Here is a 24,311-nt window from a genome sequence, read left to right as displayed (position 1 = left end):
TCTTGCAATTCAAAATACTCTTTATCTTTATTAAAAATTTATTTTCATGAAACCGGTCTCAGGAATTGTAACCGAAACTACTATTCATAATTCTTTTTCCATAAAAAGGCTGGAGGATGATGTTCCATATTCAGAAGAATGGGTAAGACTCAATTATCATCATATTGTAATAATTGAAATTGGTAAAGGAGTACTTACGATAGACGAACATTCTTTTGATATAGCAGCTCATGAAATTTTTTTATTGGCTAAAGGCCAGATCTGCAGGTTTGAAAAAGTGTCTTCTGTTAGTGGTTATCATATTTCTTTCGGAGACTGTTTTTGGGAAAGAGTGCCTTCCAGTGCCAGTAATTGCAAGGCGGTCTTGTTTAATAACGCGGCTGCAAATCAAAAATTAATGCCGGATCAGACGGAAATAAATGAATTTTTAAACTTATTTAAAAATTTACTAACGGAATACAACGTTGAATCTTATACCAATCAAATGGATGTGCTGGCTGCTTATTTAAAGATTATCATGATCAAGCTGGCTAACGTAAAAATTGTAAAAGAAGAAACTTTTGACAGTCAGGATTATATCATTTACCGCAAATTTATGGAGCTGTTGAGCAGTAAGTATCATATTCTGCATGCGGTAAATAACTATTCAGAGCTGCTGAATATTACCCCACGGAGATTGAGCGAACTGTGTAAACGATGTGCTAATAAAAGCGCAAAAGAAATCATCAACGGACAGATTATTGCAGAGGCCAAAAGACTTCTTCAGTTCAGTTCTCATTCTGTAAAAGAAATTGCTTATCTGCTTAATTTCGGTACCTCAGAACAGTTCAGCCACTTTTTTAAGAAAAATACAGCAATATCTCCTGCAAACTATCGCAGTAATTTCATTCATATCGGAGTTTAATCTTTACCGAAATTTTGACATGTCATCGGCATTTATTGCTATTCTCAGGCATCTGTAATCACGATACCTTTGGATAAAATTATGTAAAGAGATGTCAGTAAATCGTATGAAAGAAGTTGCGGGTATCATCATCCCGGACAGTAAAATTGCCACAGAAGCAACGGATCTTCTATTGGAACACGGAACAGAATTTATTTACAATCACTCCCTGCGAGTTTTCCTGTTTTCATCATTAAATGCAAAGCGGGAAAACAAGGCGCATGATTCAGAGCTGTTGTATGTTGCATCCGTGTTTCATGATCTGGGACTTGTTTCTCATTACAGCAGTCCTGATCTGAGATTTGAGGTAGACGGAGCCAATGCAGCAAGAGACTTTTTGAAAGGTCATGGTATTGCCCAGGATAAGCTTCAGCTCGTTTGGGATACCATCGCGCTTCACACCACTATTGGAATTGCAGAACACAAAGAGAATGAAGTCGCCTTAATGTATTCTGGAGTTGGGCTGGACGTGATGGGAGAAGGATATGAAAACTTGAGTACCGGAAATCGGGAGGAAATTATCAAAGCTTTTCCGAGAAATAATTTTAAAAAGAAAATTATTCCCACTTTTTTCGGTGGTTTTGAGCATAAAACAGAAACTACTTTTGGAAATATTAAAGCTGATGTTTGCGCCTTCATGATTCCGAATTTCCAAAGAAAAAACTTCTGCGACTGTATTTTACATTCGCCGTGGTCTGAATAAGCAAACTATACAGCCCTGAATATCCAAGGATAAACAGGGCTGTTATAAAATTATGGATATTTATATCCAGTTTTCTATGAGATGAAGCCAAAGTGCTTTTTCTTCATTCAGCAGAAAGATAGCTGATGATTTTCTTTTGGTTGTGACATCTCCTGTAACCTGAGTTTCAATATAAGTGGCCAATCCATGATACTCAGAATGATTTGTTTCTATATTCTCAACCCGAATAGTGCGTTCAGGAAACTTTCCAAACACAGTTGGTAGCCAGTCTCCAAGCATAGGTAGAGTAACAATATCTCCGTTTCCATTAATCATCTTGAAATATGGAGAGAATCCTGATAATAATTCCTTATAAAGATTTTCCTGATTTTCTGTTTTGCCCTGAAACCATTTTTCAATATTCCTGTGAAATTCTTCAATTTCCCAAATGATCTTTTCTGTATTGTTCATATTTTAAATGTATAGTATTTATTGATTTAAACCTGTTTTTCATCAATGAATTTTCTTAATCTGTTTCCTGCCCATAGTCCAACTACCTGAAAAACACCTATTATTCCTACAGACGCTGAGAATGCATCTGAGAATCCCAGAACTTTTATCAGATTAAAAAATAATGTTCCAATAACAGCTCCTCCGGTCACACTGCCAATCTGAATGCCGATGCTTACCAGACCGGAAGCCTGTCCCGCTTTATCTTTCGAAACCAGAGAAATGGCTGTCCGCATCATAACCGGCATAATGGTGCCATGCCCGAATCCGGCTATAAACAAAGAGATATGAGTGATTAAAGATGGTTTTTGCTGAAAATAAAAAGCAACTGCACTTATCACAAAACCTGTCATCAATAATCCCAATCCTACGTAAATCATTTTAGCAGTGCTCAGTTTTATCCGGCTGGTAATCAAAGGTCCCAGGAAAAAAGCAAGCCCATAAGGAATAATGGCCAATCCTGTCTCCATTGAATTCTTATGAAGAAACTGCTGCAAATAATAAGGATAGCAAATGAATAAACCTGCGGTAAAATTGTAAAAGAAAATGATCAGAAGGCTTAATGCAAAAGGTTTATGCTGCAGCAGTGCCGGATCTACAAGTACCGGACGATTTTTTTTCAGCTGCTTTATCTCGTATTTTAGAAACATGATTGATAAGAAGATTCCGGTAAATAGAATTCCAAAAATCCACCATGCCCATTCAAATTTTTGTCCAAAAATAAGAGGACAGATAAGCATAAGCAAAGCCTGAATTAATAATAAAGTTCCTGTAAAGTCAATTCCGTTCTCGTCTTTCTTATTATCATTGTTCATGGTAAAATGTACACCCAGAATACAGATAATCGTAATCGGTACATTCACAAGAAATACCATTTCCCATGAAAAACTTCCCCAATGCATGCTTAAAAGAACTCCGCCAAGCAATTGTCCAACCACAGAAGCAAGACCAAATACCGAGCTGAAAAGACTTACTGCTTTAGGCTGCTCCTGACTACTGAAAAGATCCTTTATAGAAGCCAGTACCTGAGGAGCCAGCAGTGATGCTCCGACCCCTTGAAACAGTCTGAAAATGATCAGCCATGTAATATCAGGAGAAAATGCACAGGCGAGGGATGAAAACAGGAAAGTATATAACCCTGATATAAACACTTTTTTACGGCCGTAAATATCACCCAGCCGTCCGCCACAAACAACAAGCGCTGCATAAGTAAGCCCATAAATAGCAATAACCATCTGAAGCTGATGATCGCTGGCACTGAATGCTTTTTTGATAGACGGCAAAGCCATATTTACAATAAAATAATCCAGAGGCGAGAGAAAAGCACCTGTGATCAGAAAATTGAGTGCCTGCCACCGTTTCGGATGTATATTCATATTTTTTTATGCAAAAGTACCCGCTTTATGTTCTGTTAAAATTGTACTTTTGGAGGAAAAACCAGTGTGTAATGAAAGGACTGCATCTTGAAGGAATTGATGTAAGAGAAATAACATTGAAAGAGGGAGAAACCGTGTTTAAAACAAAGACTTTTCTCTCATTCATTTATATCGCCAAAGGCAAAGGTACACTTGTGTATGATGATCGCAGTATTGAGTTCTCGCAGGGTAAGCTTTTCATTATTCCACAGCAGGAAGTATACCGCTTTCAAAGTGAAGCCGCTCAGCTTATCAGTATTCAGTGTCCAATTGAGTTTATCGATAAAATCCGTTTGGAAGCAGACCGAATTGAAAGTTGTGAAAATTTGTACAAATTGCAGTATATCAGCAATAATTACCACGCCAGAGCTGGATGTGTTTTCCGCAATAAAAATGATGAACATTTTGCTGAAACTCTTATTCTTCAGATCACCCGTGAATTTAAAAACAAAGCGGAAGATTATCTTATTATCCGAAACTGTATGTCAATCCTTCTTAATCTGATTGCCCGAAATATCATTCAGAGTGAAACTTCTGACCTTCAGGAAAATCGCAAAGCCTTTTCAATAATGAAGATCATCACTTATATTCAACAACATATCAAGGATCGTGAAAAAACCGGAATTCAGACTATTGCTGAGCATTTCGGAATTTCCGGAAATTATTTCGGAGAGTATTTTAAACAGCAAACAGGAGTTTCCTATCAGGATTATCTGCTGGACTATAGATTAAAATTGGTAGAAACGTATCTAAAATACAGCAGCATCCGATTGAGTGAAATTGCTTATGAACTCCAGTTTAGTGATGAAAGCCATCTTTCCAAACTTTTTAAGAAATACAGGGGAGTGACACCTGGTGAATACAGGAGAAACTTCAAATAGCCCTTTTTTATTAAGATTTTTAATTCAGTAAAAATAAATATAAAGTCAACTATATAGTTGACTTTATATTTTATATATTTGTTGTAAATATATTTCAGATGGATTTTGACTTTATTAAAGAATTAGGATATAAAGCATTGGACAGCAGGCTGAAAAGAATCAGTGACAGGATGTCCCATGATGTTCGGAAATTTTATAAAGAATTTGAAATTGATGTTGAGCCCAATTGGTATCTGGTCTTTATGCTGCTGAAAAAAAAGGGTGAAATTTCAATTACCGATATTGCTGAACCGCTGGGATATTCACACCCATCAGTTGTAGTTATTGTCAAAAAAATGAATGAAAATGGTTATCTCATCATTAAAAAAGACAGTGTGGATAAACGAAAGCAGATCATTTCACTATCTCCAAAAGCCATTGAAATGCTTCCTCAGTTGGAGCAGATCTGGGACAGTTGTGAAAAGACAATCCTGAAAGTATTATCAGAAGATCTGGGGATTTTTACTTATCTGGATCATATTGATCAGGAATTAAAAGAAGAATCTTTCCATCATAGGTTTAAACATGAATATTTAAAATCAATCAAATCATGAAAGCATTAATTCTCATCACAGCATTTCTTTTTTCCAATCTTATGATTTCGGCAACGGAAACAAAAATCATGATAAGAGCAAAAGCGAGAGATGCCAAATTTATAGGAACTTCATTGGGCGGGGCTCATATCATCATCAGGAACAAACTCAATCAAAGAATTCTGGCAGAAGGAAATACAACAGGAAGTACCGGAAATACAGATCTGATTATGAAAACGCCCAAAGTCAGAGGAAACTCAATCACAGACGCACAGACCGGAGGTTTTATGGCTGCAGTGGATATTGATGAACCTACATTCGTGAACATAGAAGTGATTTCTCCTTTGAACAGCAAACAGGCTCAGGCGGTTGTAAGCACAGAGCTATGGCTGATTCCCGGGAAACATATTTTAGGAGAAGGTATTATCCTTGAAATTCCGGGATACATTATTGATATTCTGAAACCTAGAACGCATCAATATATTGCATTGAACAGTATTAAAGATAAACCTTTCCTGTTTCAGGCTAATATTGTCATGATGTGCGGATGTGTCATAGATAAAGGAGGTGTATGGAATTCCGATGAGATTGAAGTGAAAGGAATTCTGAAAAAAGACGGAAAATTTGTAAAAAATATAGACATGTCACTGGTTTCAACCAATCTTTTTGAAGGAAGTCATAGCATCAGTTCTCCGGGAAACTATGAGCTCGTGCTGTATGCTTATCATGAAAAAACGGGAAATACGGGTGTAGATAAGGTAAATTATGTAGTCTTCGAATAAACAGATTAAATGAAAAAGATGGTCTCCAAGATGTCGTTCTGAATGTAGTGAAATGTAATGAAGAATCTCATATGTTTGGTTATTAATGAGATACTTCCTTCGTCAGAATGACAGAAACCAAATTGTTTAACTTTTGAGACGACTTTTTATTCACAACAGATCATCATAAAACCTGAAGTTCTCTAAATACTTCAATAATTGCTTCTATAAGACCTTTATCTATATTTTTTTCCGAAGCGGCATCCGGAAGGAGAGCTCTTAAGTCACCGTGATCATCACGTTCAATAACAACTTCAGTTCCATCTACATCTACATATAATTTATATCCATAAGAGAATGTAGCAAGCTTTCCGTTGAAAAGCAGTTCTTTACCCTTATAGGTTACCGGTACTTCAAATTCTTCCATTGCTGGGATATCTATTTATCTGACAAATGTCGGAAAATTTTAATTGATATTCATCATAGCTCAATACCAGAGCTGAATAATGTGACGTGTTAAAAACTCTATTTAGTAAAATCTGTATCTTTATCCGTAGTTATGAAATGTATTATAACGATAGAATGATAAAGTAGTTTGAATTACATGAAACATAAAGTTACCCTATTCTGGTTCAGACGTGATTTAAGGCTGGAAGACAATGTAGGTCTTTTCCACGCACTTCAGTCTGATGATCCGGTAATGCCCGTTTTTATATTTGATACTGATATTCTTGGAAAGCTGGAAGATAAAGAAGACCGCAGGGTTGATTATATCCATCAGGCTTTGATGGATATTAATATTTCATTGAAAAAGTATCATTCAAGAGTTAATGTATATTATGGTAAACCCATAGAGATATTCAGGAAATTATCCGAAGAATATCATATTCAGGGCGTTTTCTGCAATAGGGATTATGAACCTCGGGCAATTGAGAGAGATAAAGAAGTCTATTATTTTTTCACAGAAAAGAATATTCCTTTTAAAGCCTATAAAGACCAGGTAATTTTTGATAAAGACCAGATTATTAAAAAAGATGGTTCACCTTACACCGTTTACACTCCTTTTGCAAAGAAGTGGCAGGAAGCATTAACTCCTGAACATTATAAATCTGTTGAGTTAAATCTTATCAATCTCTTTTCACAGGAATATTCTGATATTCTTACTTTAAAGGAAATAGGTTTCAAAAAAACTGAAATTGATTTTACAAAACCATTTCTGGATGTTTCTATTATAGACAATTATGATCAATACCGTGATTATCCGGCTTTACAGCATACCACACAGCTGGGAATCGCTTTGCGCTTTGGAACAATCAGCATCAGGAAATGTATTGCCTTTGCATTGAATCATAATGCGACATGGCTTTCAGAATTGATCTGGCGTGAGTTTTTTATGCAGATTTTGTATCATTTTCCGCAGGTGGTACATCACTCTTTTAAAAAACAATATGATAATATCAACTGGCGTAACAATGAAGAAGAGTTTAAACACTGGTGTGAAGGAACTACGGGATATCCCATTGTAGATGCCGGGATGAGGCAGCTTAACCAGACAGGATATATGCATAATCGTGTGAGGATGATTGTGGCGAGCTTTCTCTGTAAACATTTGTTGATCGACTGGCGTTGGGGTGAAGCCTATTTTGCCTCAAAACTCAATGATTATGATCTGTCTGCCAACAATGGAAACTGGCAGTGGGCGGCAGGCAGCGGTTGTGACGCAGCTCCTTATTTCAGGGTTTTCAATCCGACGGCTCAGACTGAAAAATTTGATAAAGACCTGCTTTATATAAAAAAATGGCTTCCGGAATGGAATACGCCAGCATATCCTTCTCCTATAGTAGAGCATACTTTTGCCCGTGAAAGAGCTTTATCTGAATACAAAAAGGCATTGGCATAATTCACATAATATCAGCAAAATGCCCGGTAACAAAAACGTCACCGGGCATCAACCAATTGATATTAATATGAAAGTAACTGAATATTAAATCGTTTTCAGATACAGTTCCTGTAGTTCCTGAGCTGTAAATGCTTTGGAAGGTAAGTTCTGTACCAGTTCTCCCTGTTTCATAATTCCGATATTGGACGCTACACTTACCGCATTGAAAATATCATGGGTAGCCATTAAAACAGTCCGGCCTTCTTTACCGAGCTGGCGCACAATTTCTGTAAATTCTGCGGTGGCTATAGGATCCAATCCGCTTGTAGGCTCATCAAGGAGCAATACTTTTGCATCTTTGGCGAGGGCAATGGCAATTCCTACTTTCTGGCGCATTCCTTTAGAATAACCTCCCAATGCTTTCTGGTGAGCTGTTTCCTGTAATCCGGTGCGCTTAAGGAGTGCAGATAATTCTTCTTTCTGATAATTAAATCCTGCAATTTTGGAGAAAAAATCAAGGTTTTCTATTCCTGTAAGATGCGGATATAAAAGCACTGTTTCAGGAATGTAAGCCAGATGCTTTTTAATTTTTTGCGGCTCATCTTTTACAGATATACCATTTATGAAAGCATCTCCGGAAGTCGCTTTAATGAGCCCCAGAAGAATATTGATCGTTGTACTTTTTCCGGCTCCGTTTTGTCCCAGAAGAGCGAAGATTTCCCCTTTCTTTACTTCCAGATTAAGAGAATGAAGGGCTGTGAAATCGTTGTATTTTTTATGTAAGTTGATGGTTTTTAACATAGTTTTCTGTATTTGTTTTGTGAGAGGATTATGAATAAAGCAATGAAGATAAGATAGGGCAGGAGTAGCTGAACCCATTTCAAATGTTCAGACAAGCCGGATACCTGTATGGTTTGCTGTGCCCAGTTTATAGATTCGGCATTCTTTCCCGAGAAAATAAGCGGGTAGAAGAACAACCGTTTTTTCTCATGGAATTTCTTAAGTGAAGAAGCATATTGCAATTGATTATTCATATCAGTTCTCGCCAGATGACTCCCTACGAGCTGGGTATGAAGATTCGGAAGGAAATAGCCTAAATAGACGGCTGCCTGATTTCGTTTCTGCATTTTTTCGGTATACAATTCTGAAGATTTTGCAGACTCCAGATCTCCCATATGCTGCATGGCATAATACCAGGTCCAGGTAAAAGTATCATTTTCTTCTACCTTGAAATTTTTGTACTGAGGATATACTTTATAAAACTTTTCCATAGTAGGACGCTTGGCTTCATCCCATTTGTTGTGATAACCCTCTCTCTGTTCCATGACAGCTTTAAGGGACTCATGAACAGGATAGGTTTTTTGGATCAGGATATTACTGCTCATCGGAATAATAAAATTAACGCTAACCCACACAATGAGAAGGATCAATGTATTCTGAGCTGATGATTTCCGAAAAGAAATAACCCATCTGCACAGCGCAAACCAAAACAGAATATAAAGCCATCCACTGATCACAAATGCAATATAATAAAGGTCTAAAGGTATTTTTATCCAAACTGAAGCGATAATCATTAGAGTGAAATACACAGCAGTTACCGCACCCAGCCGGATGAGCATTTTATGATCCAGAAGCTTTTGTAAATTGCCACTTTGTACCGAAAGAAGCTTCCAGGTTCCTCTTTCTTCTTCTTCAGAAATCAGATTATAACAGAGCGCGACAATCACCAATGGGAAAAGGAAAACAATCACAAAACTGAAATCAAAGTTTCCGACAGCAGCATTGGCTGGATTATAAAAATCAGAATTATAACGTTGTTCTTCAAGATTTCGGATAGTTACTCCCTGTATGGAAGGATTTAAATCACGCATTCCGATATTTAAAGCAGCCAGTCTGGGAGTTTCATTCACCAGATTAAATTTAATATAATAAAGAACCAATCCCAGATCATCTTTATGAAACTTTGTGTTCCTTTCTATGCTTTCTTTTTGAAATGCTCCGCTTTTGGAAATGATATCTTCATTCCTGTCCAGAAATTTTTTCCCTGTGTAAATAGCCATAATCCCGGCCATGAACAAAAATAACAATGCAATGATGTAGGCTTTGTTACGGTAAAATTGGGTATATAAATAACGATTCATTTAGATTAATTTTAATTTTCTTCCACTTATTTCAATTGCGAAAATGCATATTGCTAACCAAAGAACTAAAGCAATAGCAGGGATGAATTGCTCTTTCAAGCTGTCTGAAACAGCAGTATACTGATAATTAAAGTCAGGGAATTTCTTCCAGTTGTCTTTATCTATCACAGCAGGCGGTCCTCCTTTCTCCGGTTTAATATTGCTGATATGCTCAATCTGCAGATCATTTAAATGCTGAGCCATTTGATAGCGATACTCTTCAGCCTGCTTTTGAAATTGAGTATAAGAGAAAAAATCAGTGCCCGTTGCTATCATGGAAAAGTTTTTAAGAGCAATGGCTGGATTAATTAATCCCGAAATATCAGTGAGATTTTGTTGTCTGTGATAAATGGTCTGCAATTCTTTTTGATGTCTGATATAAATTTTGGAACTTATCTTTTCTCCTTCTTTCATGACAAATCCTCCATAGTTGAAAGGAAGTTCATTGGTGGTGTTTACCTTATAATGAGCAAGTAAAGAATCTTTAATTCTCTTAAAATGAGGATCGTCAGGATTGTGGCTATCCCCGGATTTTAAAATATCCTTTTCCAGATTGGTTTCAAAAGCAATACGGGAAGGAGCCGGATATAAATTCTGGGCAGCAAACTGAACCCCTTTTGGCAAAACAATAATGAAAAGAAGCCAGAAACCGATAAGGCTGATCAGTGCTGAAGATGTACTTTTACTGTTCGCAGAAACGAGAACCGTTAAAGTGCTGATGAAAAAGTAATACATCATATAAGCGGGCAGCAGGAACAACAAACGGATTAAAATATCTGTTGAATCTGTCGTTTGTGACAGCAGTGCAGCCACAAAAACTACAGGAATTACAGGAATCAGGAAACATAGGGAAAACAGCCACAGTCCCAGAACTTTTCCCCAGACAATATCTCTTCCCGAAGCGCCCTGCACACTGATGATTTTTAAGGTGGCATTCTCACGTTCCTGTACTATTAATCCAAACCCTAAAAAAAGAATAATCAAAGGAACAATACTCTGCAGAATAAAAGCACTGCTGAAAGCTCCGAATCTGACCAGAGTACCTGAACTTCCGGCTTCTGAAAGATTGGCTGTATTCTGTTTATGTGCTTCCAAAAATATGACGTTTCCAAGATAGTCGTCTAGCCCATTATCAAAAATATTTAGTGGATGTCCGATTCTGAAAACCAGATAACCATAATGAGCCATACGATGCGGATGCTTATCAGGTCTTTGTTCCCAATGCTCCCGGACTTCTTTCCGGTATTCCTTTATTTTTGAAAAGGAATCAGTGTATTTTGTAAAACCGATGCCAATGCTCAGCATGCAGAAGAGGAGTACAGTAATGGTGATAAGCAGATTCTGTTTCCCTTTAAACAGGTCTTGCCAGGTCTTTCTCACCATCAGTTGTAAGTTTGAAATAGCCATAATTTAAAATTTGTAAGTAGCAGTTAGTAAATAATTTCTTGGTGTTCCCGGAAATAGCCTGAGGTAATTCTGAGCCCCGATCCAGTAGGCTTTATTGGTAATATTATTCAGATTAAAAGCCAGCTGGACAGATTTTGCAGGAGTATAATACAATGCAGCATCTATAGTAGTATATGCCGGAAGTTCAAAACTTCTTGTAAACCACGGCACTTTTGAACTCTGATAAAGAATCCCTGCTCCAATGCCAAAGTCTTTTATAAGCTCTATGGTTGAAAAATTGTAGCGTGTCCAGATATTGACAGAATTTTTAGAAGTATTTTCTTTCCTTTTCCCTGCAAGATCAGGATTGGTATCATCCAGTATTTTAGCATCAATATAGCTGTAACCTCCATAAATATGCCATTGAGGAAGGATGTGCCCGGAAAGCTCAGCTTCAAATCCACGGCTCCGGTCTGCACCTCGCTGTACAAGCTCATCAGGTTCTGAAGGATTGTTGGCATTGATTAAAATGTTTCTCTGGTTAATCTCATACACAGCAATATTCAATAAGAACCTTCCGAAAAGCTCTGCTTTCATCCCCAGTTCTTTAAGGTCTGAAGTCAATGGTTTAAATCGCGCTGCAGATTCGGTACCTGTGAGGCTGGAGGTATTGGGCATTAATGTTACCGTATTGGATTGCGGCTGGAATCCGGTAAGATAAGTTCCGTAAAAATTGATATGATCTGTAAGACTGTATGTAATCCCGAATCTGTATAGAACTTTATTATTTCGGAATGAAGACTCATTGGGCTCTCTGAAATTGGTGGTGTCCTGAAACCATTCCTGACGTATTCCTGATAGAATTTTAAACTTTTTCCATGTGAAAAAATGCTGGATATAAGCAGCGTGTGTAGTTGTAAGAGCAGAAGGAAGAGGAGTTATGATATTCAACGTATTAAAATCATTATTTTGATAGTTTTCTGCACCCGGATTCAGATCAAATGGAGTGACATTGGGTTTAGGAATAAGTATTCCGTTATAATTGAAAGTCTGGTAATCATCAACGTTAGCAGGTTTGTAAGAAGGAACTACAGAGCCGTTCTTTAACAGAAAACCTCTTGCGGCATTCTGCTGTCCGCCTTTACGCTTTTCCCAGATTTGACTGTCATAGCCTATTAAAGCCTGATGCTGAACAACGCCTGTTTTGAATTTAAAATTAAAATAAGCATTAATATTGTCTACAGCCCAGTTTTGCTTTCTTTGTACAAACTGCATCATCGCGAGGCTGGAAACCGGTTTGTTATCCATATCTGGAACAAAGGAATTGGTTGTTCGGTGTTCCTGCAGGTTTTCTCTCCAGTATTGCTTCATATAAGATGCATTAAAACTTATAGCTTCGTTAAAATGATGGGCAGCACTTCCCATTATAATCAGTTCCCTGGTTTTAAAAAAGTCATCAGGTGCTCCCAGGTTTAATGTTCTTGGAGTACTGTTCAGATCTGTTTTTCCTGCAACGGCACCGAAAATAGGCTGCCCTCTGTCCAGGTTTCCATAAAGATCATTAAAAATCATTTCTATATTCACAGATGTTTTTTCATTCGGAACAAATGTGATGGAAGGAGAAATTAAAACGCCACTGTTTTTAACATGATCCCTGAACGACTGAGCATTTTGGTAAGCGCCATTAAAACGATACAGCAAGGTTTTACTCTTATTTAAAGGGCCTGTAAGATCTGTGGTGACACGGTACGTATCAAAACTGCCTCCTGATAAACTGATCTCGTGACGGGAAACTGACAATGGTTTTTTGGTAACCATATTAATTGTTCCTCCGGGATCTACACTGGACATGGTAATGCTTGCAGGACCTTTGAAAACTTCCACACGCTCTATATTGGAAGTCATAGGCTGTAAAAAATAATACTGTCTGGTCCGCATTCCATTGATAATCTGCCCTTCTTCATTTTGACTGATTCCCCGAATGTTGTATTGGTTGTAATAACTGGAAGGAGAGACTCCGTTCACATTTTTCATAACATCTCCAAGCTGAAAAGCCTGGCGGTCGGTAATCAATTCCTTGGTAACCGTATTAAGAGTTAAAGGCAGATCTTTGTTTTTCATAGCAATCTTGGTGGCGGCAAAAGAGTAGTCGGAAGTATAATCTTTAGACTTTCTTCCGATAATTTCAACCGTTTGTACCATTGTAGATAAAGAATCTTCAGGGCGGGACTGCGCATACAGAAATGAGGATACGGTAATGAAACTTAAACTTAAAAGTTTCACAGAATTTGGGGAAATACAAAAAATTATTCCCGGATAATTAAAATTACAGGTAGTCATGAATAGGGATGTACGGACCTTGAATATGCCCATTAATAAAAGGATATCTTTAAGTGTGTGAAAACACAGGTATCCACGGAATAACAGTACAGACTAAAAAATCTGTATATGAAAAATGACAGCAGTATAAATTAAGCTGCTGCGAAAAATGAAGATGGGGGAGCCCGGGAGCTGAAGAAGTCGAGAAGACAACGGTATGAAATAGCTTTGGGCTGAGGCATTTCGTTGTCATTCGTAGTATTGATAACAAAATCCATATCCAAAGGTTCAGGAAGGAGAACATTGTTCATATGCATATGAAGTGCACACTGACATTCATCATCCTGTGAAAAGGTAGGAATTTTCTCTTCTTTGGAACCTTTTTTATAGATCACTTTACTTTTGGCATGATTAGCATGATCAAAACACGTTGTTACGCCGCTGACATTAGAAACAAATATCAGAAGTAAAGAGAAAACAAAAAAGACTCTGAGAAATTTTTGCATAATAGAAAACAAAAGTACAATTTAATTTGATAAAAATTGAATGATGAATGAAAAGTAACAGATATTTTTCAAGCGATAATTTCAAACCTAATGGTTTTATTCTTCGTTGCATACATGAAATATTTTCCATAGCAGTATGATCCGGATCATATTTTGTGACATTAAACACTTGCTATATTTGGCCCATTGAAATTTCATATTTCTGACAAATTACAGTATAACCTTCCGGTGATTCGGGAGGTTTTTTTGTTTTTATAAATACAACCTCAATACATTCAGAGATTGGGCAAATTCTCAACAAACGTCCGCTAAAAAAGTTGAAAATAAATTGGAAAAAGCCGAAGATAAACAGCAAACAAAAAAGATTAGACACTAGCATTAAAATAGGGGTTTTTCCTCACGATTTTGGGATTTACAATTTTAATTTTGCTGAATAATACATAAAACTAAATACATGAAAACATCACAAAAAGGAATCAATCTGATCGTATCATTTGAAGGCTTCAGTGCTAAGCCTTATCTGGATTCTGCAGGAATTCCGACAATAGGGTATGGTAACACTTACTATCCCGGAGGAAAGAAAGTAACGATGAAAGATCCGCCAATCACAAAAGAAAAAGGAGCAGAGTTATTCGCTGAAGTCCTGCCATCTTATGAGAAAATAGTGAACTCGAAAGTGAAAATAGAACTCAATCAGAATCAGTTTGATGCGCTGGTTTCTCATGCTTACAATACCGGAGGATCTGAGACTTTGTTTTCTCTCATCAACAAAAGAGCAGCAGATTTAGAAATCAGAAATTGGTTTACTACGAAATATATTGCTGCTGGCGGAAAAATATTAAATGGGCTTATCCGAAGAAGAAAGGCAGAAGCAGATCTGTTCTTTGGGAAATAGATATTCCCCACTGTTAGGTGGGGATTATTTATTAGCTAAAAAAGCCGTCAGATTCTTTTCTAATAAACTTTAATTCCTGCTCTAAAAATTTACCATACCCGTAGAGTTATGACTACAGTCATATCCGTAAATTCCTGTTTGCATTATATTTGAAGATTGGATAATTCAAATTAGTTGAAAGAGACATTTTTTTTTTACCTCCTAATGCATAGGAGGTTTTTTGTTGGGAAAGTATTAAATATATAAGTGACCTCACCAGGGATCGAACCTGAATCTAAAGTTTAGGAAACTTTTATTCTATCCATTGAACTATGAGGCCTGATTTAAAAGAAGCTCTGTCTTTACTTTTCTAAACTTCATTCTCTGAAACTTTTTTCAAACGCAAAGACAAAATTCAATCCATTATTAATAAGGAAGCTAAGAAAGCGACAATGTCGCAGATGAAGCTATACGTTTGCTTATAAAGAATCAACGAAGTTGATTATATTCCTGCTCCCTTTAGAATATACATTTTATATTATTAAACCTTTGCGTCAAAATGTAAGCGGTACAAAATACTTTTTTCCAGATTTTGACTGAGTCAAATAATCTTCAGAAAGCGTTATTTAAAAAGGGTATATGGATAAAAGAATCTGCCCTTTAGGAGCAGATCCAGTAGATAAATACATCTCATTTTTTTAATTAGACAACAATAAAAAGCACAGCCGACAATGCTGTGCTTAAATTTTTATTTCAAATTTAATTGCAATTTCAATAGTAGTAAGAAAAGCAAATAAAGTTTCCACTTCGATTTTTATTACATAGTAAATGTAGTAATTATTTTAATACGAAATATGAATTTAATGTTAAAATTCACAAGTTATCCACAATTTGTTGTGGATAACTTTGCTGCTAGTTTAAAATCCAGTTTTTTGCTGCCTCAATATCCATATCCTTTCCTTCTTTCGGTTCTACAGGAATGTCCGGATCTATCTTTCCGTAATAGACTTTTCCGTTACGGTCCATTTCGTAAGAAGTGGCCAAAGCAAGACTTTTACCGTCACTTAAAGTATAAGGTCTGTTTGCTGAAGTATATCCTGCTGAAGGCTGCCCAATTAATTTTACATTGTTCTTTCCAATAAAAGCAATGGTGGTAGCTTCTCCGGAGCTTGCTGTACTTGGACCAATCAGCACCGCTATTTTTGACTGACCGCTCTTAAGCTCATAAGGTTCCTCAATTTTATGCGGACCAAACTTTCTGTTTTTATAGATCCATGGACTCTTTTTACCATTATAAACAAAATACCCCAGTGTTCCTTCACCGATCAGGCTTCCAAGTCCACTGATCATAGGGTGCATATTTCCTCCGGTGTTGGTTCTCAGGTCTACAATCCAGCCTTTAATCTTATTTTCAGAGTCCAGTTTTTTAATCATACTGTGAATCTGTAAGGCAAAAGCATCTCCAACTTCCGTATTTAAAGAAGCAAAACCCGGAACAGAAACATACCCGATGTTCTGGTTGATTAGTCTGGAATCAGGCTTTGCATCATTGGTATTGGTAGTTTTCAGTTTTTCTGTACGTTCTTTGCCATCAATGAAAGAATGGTTATCACCAGCTTCTCTCAGGCTTTTGATGATATAATTTAAAGCGGTATCTGTATCATCAATGGTTTTCATTCCTTTTGCAAGGTAATTCAGATTGGTATCAATATTCTTCCAGTCTAATCTATCTGAAAAAATAGAATTCTTTTTCACAATATCTCTAAACTCCTGAATGTATCTGGCAGAAACTTTTGAAGGTTCATCTTTTGAAGACGCAATTTTATTGAGCTCAAAATGATCAAACCAAACTGTTCCGTTCCCTGTAAATACCCCTCCAAGAAGCAGGCTTTTTACATTTTTATCAACAGTGAAAATTAAAGAATATTTTGTCCAGTCTTTATTCACAGCAATAGATTTTTGCTGTGATTCTGAATTTCCGAAGTCAATCATTTTACCATTTTCATCTTTTACCTGAGTCCATAGATTGATTATTCCATGGGTGTTTTCAGATTTTACATAGGCACTTATTTCTATTTTCTGTAATTCCTGAATGTCAAGAGGAACTTTTTGAGAGAAAGATTGAAAATTTTTGGTATCATCAGATTTTCCTGTAAGCTGCATCGAGGCTTTTCCTCCGAAGTATTGTGTATAATCTACCTTTCCTTCGTATAAATCCGTTTTTTTAATATTCCAGTGATTGGGTAACCCATCTGTCATGTTTTCAAAACCGGCATTTTGTATTTGAGCTTCCACTGAGCAGAACAGAAATGCTGCTATCATAGTGTAGGTCAATTTTTTCATAGTTATTAATTTTGGCTAAAATAAAGAACTTGTCAACAAATATACACTCTGTTAACAAATTTTAGTAATGGTTTAGAAGGATTAACAAATTTTAGACTTTACATATGATTTCTTAAAATTCCTGTTCAGAAAGATATTTTAAAACAAAATCACTTAAGATTTTTTTCTCGTCATCACTGCCTTTATTGTCCATATGACCATGGTTGATGGAGGTTGTTTGTACTGTCATAGAATACTTTTTTTGCTCTGTTTCGCTTGGTAGTACTCCTTCATCAGCCGGATAATCGTTAGAACGTAAAGTATAAATTTTAGGAACTGAAGTTCTTGGCAGGAACATTCTCCGGTTATCCATTGTAATCAGTTTATACACCAGGTTAGGGTGCTGATTACCGAATAATGCTGCCATATCACCGCCATTGGAGTGTCCTATTAATGTCAGATGTTTATAATCCAGTTCCGGTTTTGTCTTTTTAAGTTCATTAATTACAAACAGAATGTTATCCGAACCATTTTGCCAGAAAGGCCTTCTTACCAACTGTAAATTTCCTTCTGTTGGTAAAGGGCTGTCTGTCGTCAGCTCATGTTGAATGCTTACCGTAAAATAACCTTTTGAAGCCAGTTTTTCCGTTAAATAAGAATACACAAAATAATCTCCGCCTTTATTGAAACCATACCCATGATTGAAGATGACGATCTGCTGGCCGGGAATCTTTTTATCAGATTTTGGATAATAAAAGGCAACAGGAATCTTACGGTTTCTGCTTTGGTCAAACATAGCTAACGTATCCAGTTTTACTTCATAATCATGACTTTGAGTATTTCTATTTTGTACAGCACAACTGGTTATAAAAAGAGGTATGGCAAAAAGAATAGAAAAGAAGTATTTCATGGATTATTTTATTTAGCAGAATAAAAGAATGATCTTAGTTCATCTGCAAATATATGAGGTAATTCCAATGCGGCAAAATGACCTCCTTCACTCATCTTTTTAAAGCTGGTCACATTCACGAAACGTTCTGCCCACTCTTTGGGAAACTGGGCTTCACGGGGAAATACGAGTACTCCGGCCGGAATATTGCTTTTGTGATGAACGTGAGTTCCGCTCCATAAAGCGGCAGCATCTTCTTTGTACATTCTGGCAGAAGATCCTATTGTTTGGGTTACCCAGTAAATCATAATATTGGTGAGGATTTCATCCTTTCCTCCAAAGGCAGTTTCTATTAATTCCGGTGGCGATCCGGCGTTGATAAAGCTTATGATCCAGCCTGCAAGTCCGATAGGAGAGTCGTTCAGTCCATAAGCAAGAGACTGAGGTTTGGTAGACTGTACCATCGCGTAAGCTCCTTCACTGTACCACCAGTGCTGGACAAACTGCGCGAATTGTTTCTCATCTTCACTCATTGTTGCCGGATCTTCCTGACCGGTTGGGTACCCTACATCTGTAAGATGAACGGCTTCCAGTACTTCCGGATACTTTGAAGTTAATGATTTGACAACGCCCATACCTATATCTCCTCCGGCAGCACAGAATTTTTCATACCCAAGTACTTCCGTCATCAGTTTTTTCCACAGATCGGCGACCTTTTCACTACTGACTGCTATTTTATCAGAAAACCCAAATCCCGGAATAGAAGGGATAATCAAATCAAAACTCTGTTCGCCTTCGGTAAGCAATGGAATGATTTTATGAAAACGGTAATAGCTGTCCGGCCAGCCATGGGTAAGGATCAGTGGCTTGGGGTTGGGACCTTTTCCTCTGATGTATTGAAAATGAATCAGAATACCGTCTATGCGGGTTGTATACTGCGGATACTGATTTAACTGCTGTTCATGCGTCTTCCAGTTGTAATTGTTTATCCAGTAGCTGGTAAGCTCTTTCAGATAAGTTTCGTTGGTGCCGTAGTTCCAGCCAGAGCCATCTGGTTCAGCCGGCCATCTGGTGTTTTGGATACGGTTTTTCAGGTCGGTTATTACCGATTCGGGAATGTTTACTGTAAATGGTTCCATATTATTATTTTGTTTTGGTGTAAGTTTTTTTTTTTTTTTTTTTGGAATATGTTGATAGTAAGATTGTTATCAAAGTTAAACACTTTCTCTTTTAATAAATGTTGTCAAAATCATAAATTTTTTGATTTTTTAATGATGGAAAATAGGTAACTTTAATTCATTAAAATCTCGTAATACATATTACTATTATCAGGTGTTATTTTTAGCCCTGAACATCTTAGGTTCAATGTTCTGAACCCAATCCATTTTATATCATATTTAAAAGCAAAGACAATACGTCATTTGCAGTATCAACAGTCATTAGCGGTTAATCTGCTGTTGATTATTAATGTTTAATATTAAAAAAATCATTATGAAAACCTATAAAATTGCCATCATCGGCGGAACAGGAAAATCCGGACAATATCTGGTTCAAAACCTTTTGAAAAAAGGATATTCCCTTAAACTTTTAGTAAGACATCCTGAAAATTTTACCACTCAAAATTCCTTAATTGAAGTGGTAAAAGGAGATGTAAGAGATGAAACAGCTGTCGGTTTATTGATTGAAGGAGCTAATATTGTAATGAGCACTTTAGGGCAGCCAAAAGGAGAGAAATCTATATTCAGTGATGCCGCGAAAAATATAATCAGGGCGATGAATTATCATGGGATCAGTCGTTATATTGTAACCACAGGTTTGAGTGTGAATACACCATTTGATCAAAAAAATGAAAAGGTAAAAATGGCAACAGACTGGATGTACCAGAATTATCCTGAGACAACAGCAGACAAACAAAAAGAATACGAACTTCTTTTGGGAAGCAATCTGGACTGGACTTTGGTAAGGTTACCGTTGATTCATCTTACAGAAGAAAGTTTTGAAGCTGAAACAAGTCTCACAGACTGCAAAGGTGAAGGTATCAGTGCTGCAGATCTTGCTGAGTTTTTGGCTTCTCAGATTGAAAATTCTGAGTATATCAGGAAAAGCCCGTTTTTGTATAATCTGAAAGAGTAACTATTTTATTAATAAACAGAAGTAGTTGTCTCAGAAATGTCATTCTGAACACAGACTGAAGGTGTCTGCGAACAAAGTTCTGCAATGTAGTGAAGAATCTCATATATTGGTTATCAATGAGATTCTTCCTTCGTCAGAAATCGAAGATTCGACGTAGTCAATGACAAAGTTCAAACTATTTGAATTCTGAGACAGCTGTTTCTGTTTTAATATCTTTTATTTTTTACGGCCATACATCAGGATGCGTTTAAATGCATAGATGGCCGGATATTTTGTAAACCTTTGTGCTATGCGTGATTTAAATTCAGTAATGAAACTTTCTTTCTGATCTCCTTCCAGACGTTCCAGGTAAGGTAATAAGGCTGTTCCTGAAATAAATTCATATAAAGCCTCATAATCATCGGCAATAATAGGATAAACCTTCTGGAAAATTTCAATATCCTGAATTCCGTTATCAAACAGTATCTGTGCATAATCATCCATTGAAAGTACCGGTGAATCACGATTGAAATGATTTAACTGTGATGCATAAGGCTCTTCATCTGCCATTTCCGTTAAAATCTGATTCAGGATATTTTCTTTCTGAACAGGCATCTGAATAGCTAACTGACCTCCGGAAGATAGCAGTCCAATGATTTTAGGAAATAAAGTTTTGTGATCATCAGCCCATTGTAAAGCGGCATTACTAAAGACAAGATCCCATTTCTGATGAGACTGTGCTGTTTCTTCAATGGTCTGAAGTTTAAAATGCAGATTCTCATTTTCAAACTTCCTGGATTTTTCAAGCATTTCTGCTGATGAATCAATTCCTAAAAAAGTAGAACCTGTCAGTTTTTCGGTTAAAATGGAGGTTTGTTCTCCGGTACCGCAGCCTAAGTCAATGGCTTTTATATTGCTTTCAGGCTTGATTAATGCTGCTAAATCGTAAAAAGGTTTGTAGCGTACATCTTTGTACTGATCGTATAGTTCGGGATTCCAGGGCATAAAGAATAATTTTGTAATGGTTGAATAAAGATAGAGAATCTAAATAAAAAATCGGCTGTTTTAAAACAGCCGATTTTATTTATTGTTCAAGTTTTTCTTTGATATATTTTGCCGTATAGGACTTTTTATTTTTAATGAGGTCTTCAGGAGTTCCTGCAAATACAACTTCGCCACCGTGTTTTCCTGCTTCCGGACCGATATCAATAATATAATCTGCACATTTGATAATATCAGGCTGGTGCTCAATAACAATCACGGAATGCCCAAGATCAATCAATGCCTGCAGTGATTTCAATAGCTTCTGAATGTCATGGAAGTGAAGTCCTGTGGAAGGTTCATCAAAGATAAACAAGGTTTTATCCGTTGTTACCCCTTTTACAAGGAATGAAGCCAGTTTCACACGTTGTGCCTCACCGCCGGAAAGGGTAGAAGAGCTTTGTCCAAGCTGTAAATATCCTAAGCCTACTTCCTGAAGAGGCTTCAGTTTCGTTACAATCTTTTCTTCATTATTATCTTTAAAGAATTCCAGTGCTTCATTTACGGTCATATGAAGAATATCCGAGATGTTTTTCTCATCAAATTTTACTTCAAGGATCTCGTTTTTAAATCGTGTTCCTTTACAAACCTCGCATTCAAGCTCAATGTCTGCCATAAACTGCATAGAAACGTTGATAACTCCTTCTCCTTTACATTCATCACATCTTCCGCCATCTACGTTAAAAGAGAAATGTTTAGGCTTGTAACCCATCATTTTCGCTACTTTCTGTTTGGCAAAAAGATCACGGATGTCGTCGTAAGCTTTTAAATAAGTTACCGGGTTTGAACGGGATGATTTTCCAATCGGATTCTGATCAATCAATTCAATATTTTTAATCAGTTTTTTCGGGAATTCTACAGAATCATAATCTCCTTTTTTTCCACCCATTCCAAGCTGGATCTGAATGTCATTGGTAAGGATTTCTTTCATCAAAGTAGATTTTCCGCTTCCTGAAACCCCGGAAATTACAACAAGGCTTTCCAAAGGAACATCTACATCTATATTTTTAAGGTTATTCTGACGGGCTCCCTTAATGTGAATCCATTCCTTTCCTTTTCTTCGTTTTTTCGGGACCTCAATTTCCAGTCTTCCGGTAAGATATTCCGAAGTAAGCGTGTTGGCTTTTTTCAGGTCTTTATAATCTCCGGCAAATACCAGTTCACCACCAAGGTAGCCTGCTTCAGGACCAATATCAATAATATAATCAGCGGCTCTCATTACATCTTCGTCATGTTCCACCACAATTACAGTATTTCCAAGGTCACGAAGATTTTTCAATACTTCAATCAGGTTTTCCGTGTCTTTAGAGTGAAGACCAATAGAAGGTTCATCCAGAATATAGATAGAACCTACCAAAGAACTTCCTAAGCTGGTCGCTAAGTTGATTCTCTGACTTTCTCCTCCTGAAAGGGTATTGGAAGTCCTGTTTAATGTTAAATATCCTAATCCTACCTTTAGTAAAAATTCAAGACGGGTTGTAATTTCATAGATCAGCCTTTTAGCAACTTCTTTGTCGTGATCTGAAAGCTTCAGCCCATTGATCACCGGAGCCAGTTCATCCAAAGGAAGTTCTATCATCGACTGGATGTTATGTCCGTCTACTTTTACCCAGCTGGTTTCTTCACGAAGCCTCAATCCTTCACATGTAGGACAAAGGGTTTTTCCTCTGTAGCGTGAAAGCATTACCCTGTACTGAATTTTATATAAGTTTTCTTCAAGCATTTTGAAGAAATTATTGATGGATGGGAAACTGTTTTTTCCGTCACCTTTCCAAAGGAAGTTTTTCTGCTCTTTTGTTAATTGGTGATAAGGTTTATGAATAGGGAAATCTCCAGCCTTTTTGATGAAGTCTTTTTTCCACTCACTCATAGTCTCACCTCTCCAGCTGACAACGGCATCTTCGTAGATAGATAATGTTTTATTGGGGATTACAAGATCTTCATCTATTCCGATTACTTTTCCATATCCTTCACATGCAGGACATGCTCCATATGGGTTGTTAAAGCTGAAAAAATGAACATTCGGCTCAAGAAACTCCATTCCGTCCAGTTCAAACTTATTGGAGAATTCTTTTACCTTTTCAGTATCTGTATTTTTTAATGAACAATAGCCTCGTCCTTCATAAAATGCCATCTGAATAGAATCTGCAAGTCTTTGTAAAAAACTTTCGTCTTCTTCATAGGAGAAACGGTCAATAACAAGATTGATCACCATTCCTTTTTCAGGAGCAAATCCAAAGCTTTCCAGGTCTTCAATTCCTGCTAGGTTCCCGTTGATTTCAAGTCTTGTGAAACCTGCCAGCTTCAGAATATTCAGGGTTTCTTTGAAATTGTCCGCATCATATTCCAAAGGAGCTGTCAATAAAAAAGAAGTATCTTTTTTGGAAGCTTTGATAAAATCTACCACATCAGAAACCGAGTCTTTTTTCACTTCTTCACCCGAAACAGGAGAAAAAGTTTTCCCGATTCTGGCAAAAAGAAGTTTCATATAATCATAAATCTCCGTAGATGTTCCTACCGTAGAACGCGGGTTGGAAGAAATTACTTTCTGCTGGATCGCAATAGACGGCGCAAGTCCTTTGATATCATCTACTTTTGGTTTTTCTAATTTTCCCAAAAACTGACGTGCATAAGAACTTAAACTTTCAACATATCTTCTTTGCCCTTCAGCATAAATGGTATCAAAGGCCAAAGATGACTTACCGCTTCCTGAAACTCCTGTAATAACAATCAGTTTATTCTTCGGGATCAGGACATCTATATGTTTCAGATTGTTAAGATGTGCATTCTTAACAAAAATCTGTTTTTTTATGTCTATTTCTGTTGTATTAGCCATATTTTGTTTATTCATAAAAGTGACTGTACAGCATTAAGGCCGTCAGTATAATGGTGTTTTGCCACTGAATATTTCAGGGCGGTCATCAATTGAACTTTTAAGCTATTCCTCAATCTATCTGATCCCTGTAACATCATTTTATTAAAAAGTACTGTTTAAAAATACAGTTGAAAAAGAATAGTTTCATCGTAAAATTAAGACCC

At 36.8% G+C, this 24,311-nt stretch carries 21 protein-coding genes and 1 tRNA gene; 8 read left to right on the top strand and 14 right to left on the bottom strand.

Annotated features, from left to right (window positions below):
* Positions 1–46: 46 nt before the first annotated feature.
* Both OL225_RS09500 and OL225_RS09495 read left to right on the top strand, forming a co-directional pair.
* Positions 47–904, top strand: coding sequence for an AraC family transcriptional regulator (locus OL225_RS09500; RefSeq protein ID WP_264518075.1), 858 nt, complete (start codon positions 47–49; stop codon positions 902–904).
* 91 nt (positions 905–995) lie between these two features.
* Entirely contained in the window at positions 996–1,646 is a 651-nt protein-coding gene (locus OL225_RS09495) for an HD domain-containing protein (RefSeq protein ID WP_047375199.1), read from the top strand.
* Between the two features lie 60 nt (positions 1,647–1,706).
* Here the strand turns inward: OL225_RS09495 and OL225_RS09490 are convergent, their stop codons facing one another.
* Both OL225_RS09490 and OL225_RS09485 read right to left on the bottom strand, forming a co-directional pair.
* Complete coding sequence (locus OL225_RS09490; RefSeq protein WP_264518074.1) at positions 1,707–2,096, bottom strand: hypothetical protein; 390 nt, start codon at positions 2,094–2,096, stop codon at positions 1,707–1,709.
* 26 nt (positions 2,097–2,122) lie between these two features.
* Positions 2,123–3,511 carry an MFS transporter gene (locus OL225_RS09485; RefSeq protein WP_264518073.1) on the bottom strand — a complete coding sequence of 463 codons (1,389 nt, stop codon included), beginning with the start codon at positions 3,509–3,511 and terminating at the stop codon, positions 2,123–2,125.
* A 71-nt stretch (positions 3,512–3,582) separates the two neighbouring features.
* Here OL225_RS09485 and OL225_RS09480 point away from each other — a divergent pair, with 71 nt between their 5' ends.
* The 3 genes from OL225_RS09480 to OL225_RS09470 all read left to right on the top strand — a co-directional run bounded on the left by OL225_RS09480 (position 3,583) and on the right by OL225_RS09470 (position 5,785).
* Complete coding sequence (locus tag OL225_RS09480) at positions 3,583–4,431, top strand: AraC family transcriptional regulator (protein WP_264518072.1); 849 nt, start codon at positions 3,583–3,585, stop codon at positions 4,429–4,431.
* 98 nt (positions 4,432–4,529) lie between these two features.
* Complete coding sequence (locus OL225_RS09475; RefSeq protein ID WP_047375190.1) at positions 4,530–5,024, top strand: MarR family winged helix-turn-helix transcriptional regulator; 495 nt, start codon at positions 4,530–4,532, stop codon at positions 5,022–5,024.
* On the top strand, positions 5,021–5,785 hold the full coding sequence (locus OL225_RS09470; protein ID WP_264518071.1) for a hypothetical protein: 765 nt from the start codon (positions 5,021–5,023) through the stop codon (positions 5,783–5,785). The genes OL225_RS09475 and OL225_RS09470 overlap by 4 nt, the downstream gene beginning before the upstream one ends.
* A 163-nt stretch (positions 5,786–5,948) precedes the next feature.
* On the opposite strand, the gene OL225_RS09465 is transcribed toward OL225_RS09470, so the two are convergent.
* Complete coding sequence (locus OL225_RS09465) at positions 5,949–6,191, bottom strand: hypothetical protein (protein WP_047375186.1); 243 nt, start codon at positions 6,189–6,191, stop codon at positions 5,949–5,951.
* 177 nt (positions 6,192–6,368) lie between these two features.
* Here OL225_RS09465 and OL225_RS09460 point away from each other — a divergent pair, with 177 nt between their 5' ends.
* On the top strand, positions 6,369–7,664 hold the full coding sequence (locus OL225_RS09460) for a cryptochrome/photolyase family protein (protein ID WP_047375184.1): 1,296 nt from the start codon (positions 6,369–6,371) through the stop codon (positions 7,662–7,664).
* 84 nt (positions 7,665–7,748) lie between these two features.
* On the opposite strand, the gene OL225_RS09455 is transcribed toward OL225_RS09460, so the two are convergent.
* From OL225_RS09455 to OL225_RS09435, 5 genes are all read right to left on the bottom strand, one after another.
* Complete coding sequence (locus OL225_RS09455; RefSeq protein ID WP_047375182.1) at positions 7,749–8,444, bottom strand: ABC transporter ATP-binding protein; 696 nt, start codon at positions 8,442–8,444, stop codon at positions 7,749–7,751.
* Positions 8,438–9,784: a DUF3526 domain-containing protein gene (locus OL225_RS09450; RefSeq protein ID WP_264518070.1), complete on the bottom strand. Its 1,347-nt coding sequence runs from the start codon at positions 9,782–9,784 to the stop codon at positions 8,438–8,440. Before OL225_RS09450 ends, OL225_RS09455 begins: the two co-directional genes overlap by 7 nt.
* Positions 9,785–11,230 carry an ABC transporter permease gene (locus OL225_RS09445; protein WP_264518069.1) on the bottom strand — a complete coding sequence of 482 codons (1,446 nt, stop codon included), beginning with the start codon at positions 11,228–11,230 and terminating at the stop codon, positions 9,785–9,787.
* A gap of 3 nt (positions 11,231–11,233) precedes the next feature.
* The gene (locus OL225_RS09440) at positions 11,234–13,492 is read right to left on the bottom strand and encodes a TonB-dependent siderophore receptor (RefSeq protein WP_264518068.1); all 2,259 of its coding nucleotides are present in this window, start codon (positions 13,490–13,492) and stop codon (positions 11,234–11,236) included.
* A gap of 188 nt (positions 13,493–13,680) precedes the next feature.
* Positions 13,681–14,034 carry a hypothetical protein gene (locus OL225_RS09435; RefSeq protein WP_047375178.1) on the bottom strand — a complete coding sequence of 118 codons (354 nt, stop codon included), beginning with the start codon at positions 14,032–14,034 and terminating at the stop codon, positions 13,681–13,683.
* Between the two features lie 454 nt (positions 14,035–14,488).
* Between OL225_RS09435 and OL225_RS09430 the strand changes: the two genes are divergently transcribed.
* On the top strand, positions 14,489–14,929 hold the full coding sequence (locus tag OL225_RS09430; RefSeq protein WP_264518067.1) for a lysozyme: 441 nt from the start codon (positions 14,489–14,491) through the stop codon (positions 14,927–14,929).
* Between the two features lie 247 nt (positions 14,930–15,176).
* Here the strand turns inward: OL225_RS09430 and OL225_RS09425 are convergent.
* The 4 genes from OL225_RS09425 to OL225_RS09410 form a co-directional block, all read right to left on the bottom strand.
* Positions 15,177–15,248: transfer RNA gene (locus tag OL225_RS09425), tRNA-Arg, on the bottom strand.
* Positions 15,249–15,820: 572 nt separating this feature from the next.
* On the bottom strand, positions 15,821–17,251 hold the full coding sequence (locus OL225_RS09420; RefSeq protein WP_264518066.1) for a S41 family peptidase: 1,431 nt from the start codon (positions 17,249–17,251) through the stop codon (positions 15,821–15,823).
* 112 nt (positions 17,252–17,363) lie between these two features.
* Positions 17,364–18,140, bottom strand: a complete 777-nt coding sequence (locus tag OL225_RS09415) for an alpha/beta hydrolase (protein WP_264518065.1) — start codon at positions 18,138–18,140, stop codon at positions 17,364–17,366.
* An 8-nt stretch (positions 18,141–18,148) separates the two neighbouring features.
* On the bottom strand, positions 18,149–19,258 hold the full coding sequence (locus OL225_RS09410; protein WP_264518064.1) for an epoxide hydrolase family protein: 1,110 nt from the start codon (positions 19,256–19,258) through the stop codon (positions 18,149–18,151).
* Between the two features lie 352 nt (positions 19,259–19,610).
* Here OL225_RS09410 and OL225_RS09405 point away from each other — a divergent pair, with 352 nt between their 5' ends.
* Positions 19,611–20,252, top strand: coding sequence for an NAD(P)-dependent oxidoreductase (locus OL225_RS09405; RefSeq protein ID WP_264518063.1), 642 nt, complete (start codon positions 19,611–19,613; stop codon positions 20,250–20,252).
* Positions 20,253–20,468: 216 nt separating this feature from the next.
* On the opposite strand, the gene OL225_RS09400 is transcribed toward OL225_RS09405, so the two are convergent.
* Together OL225_RS09400 and uvrA are read right to left on the bottom strand one after the other, a co-directional pair.
* Positions 20,469–21,236, bottom strand: coding sequence for a methyltransferase domain-containing protein (locus OL225_RS09400; RefSeq protein ID WP_264518062.1), 768 nt, complete (start codon positions 21,234–21,236; stop codon positions 20,469–20,471).
* Positions 21,237–21,315: 79 nt separating this feature from the next.
* Positions 21,316–24,108: an excinuclease ABC subunit UvrA gene (gene uvrA, locus OL225_RS09395; protein WP_264518061.1), complete on the bottom strand. Its 2,793-nt coding sequence runs from the start codon at positions 24,106–24,108 to the stop codon at positions 21,316–21,318.
* Between the last annotated feature and the right edge of the window lie 203 nt (positions 24,109–24,311).

Source organism: Chryseobacterium viscerum (assembly GCF_025949665.1).
Classification (GTDB): Bacteria; Bacteroidota; Bacteroidia; order Flavobacteriales; family Weeksellaceae; genus Chryseobacterium; species Chryseobacterium viscerum_A.
The sequence above is the reverse complement of the archived record's forward strand: the minus strand, read 5'-3'. Positions and strand labels throughout refer to the sequence as shown.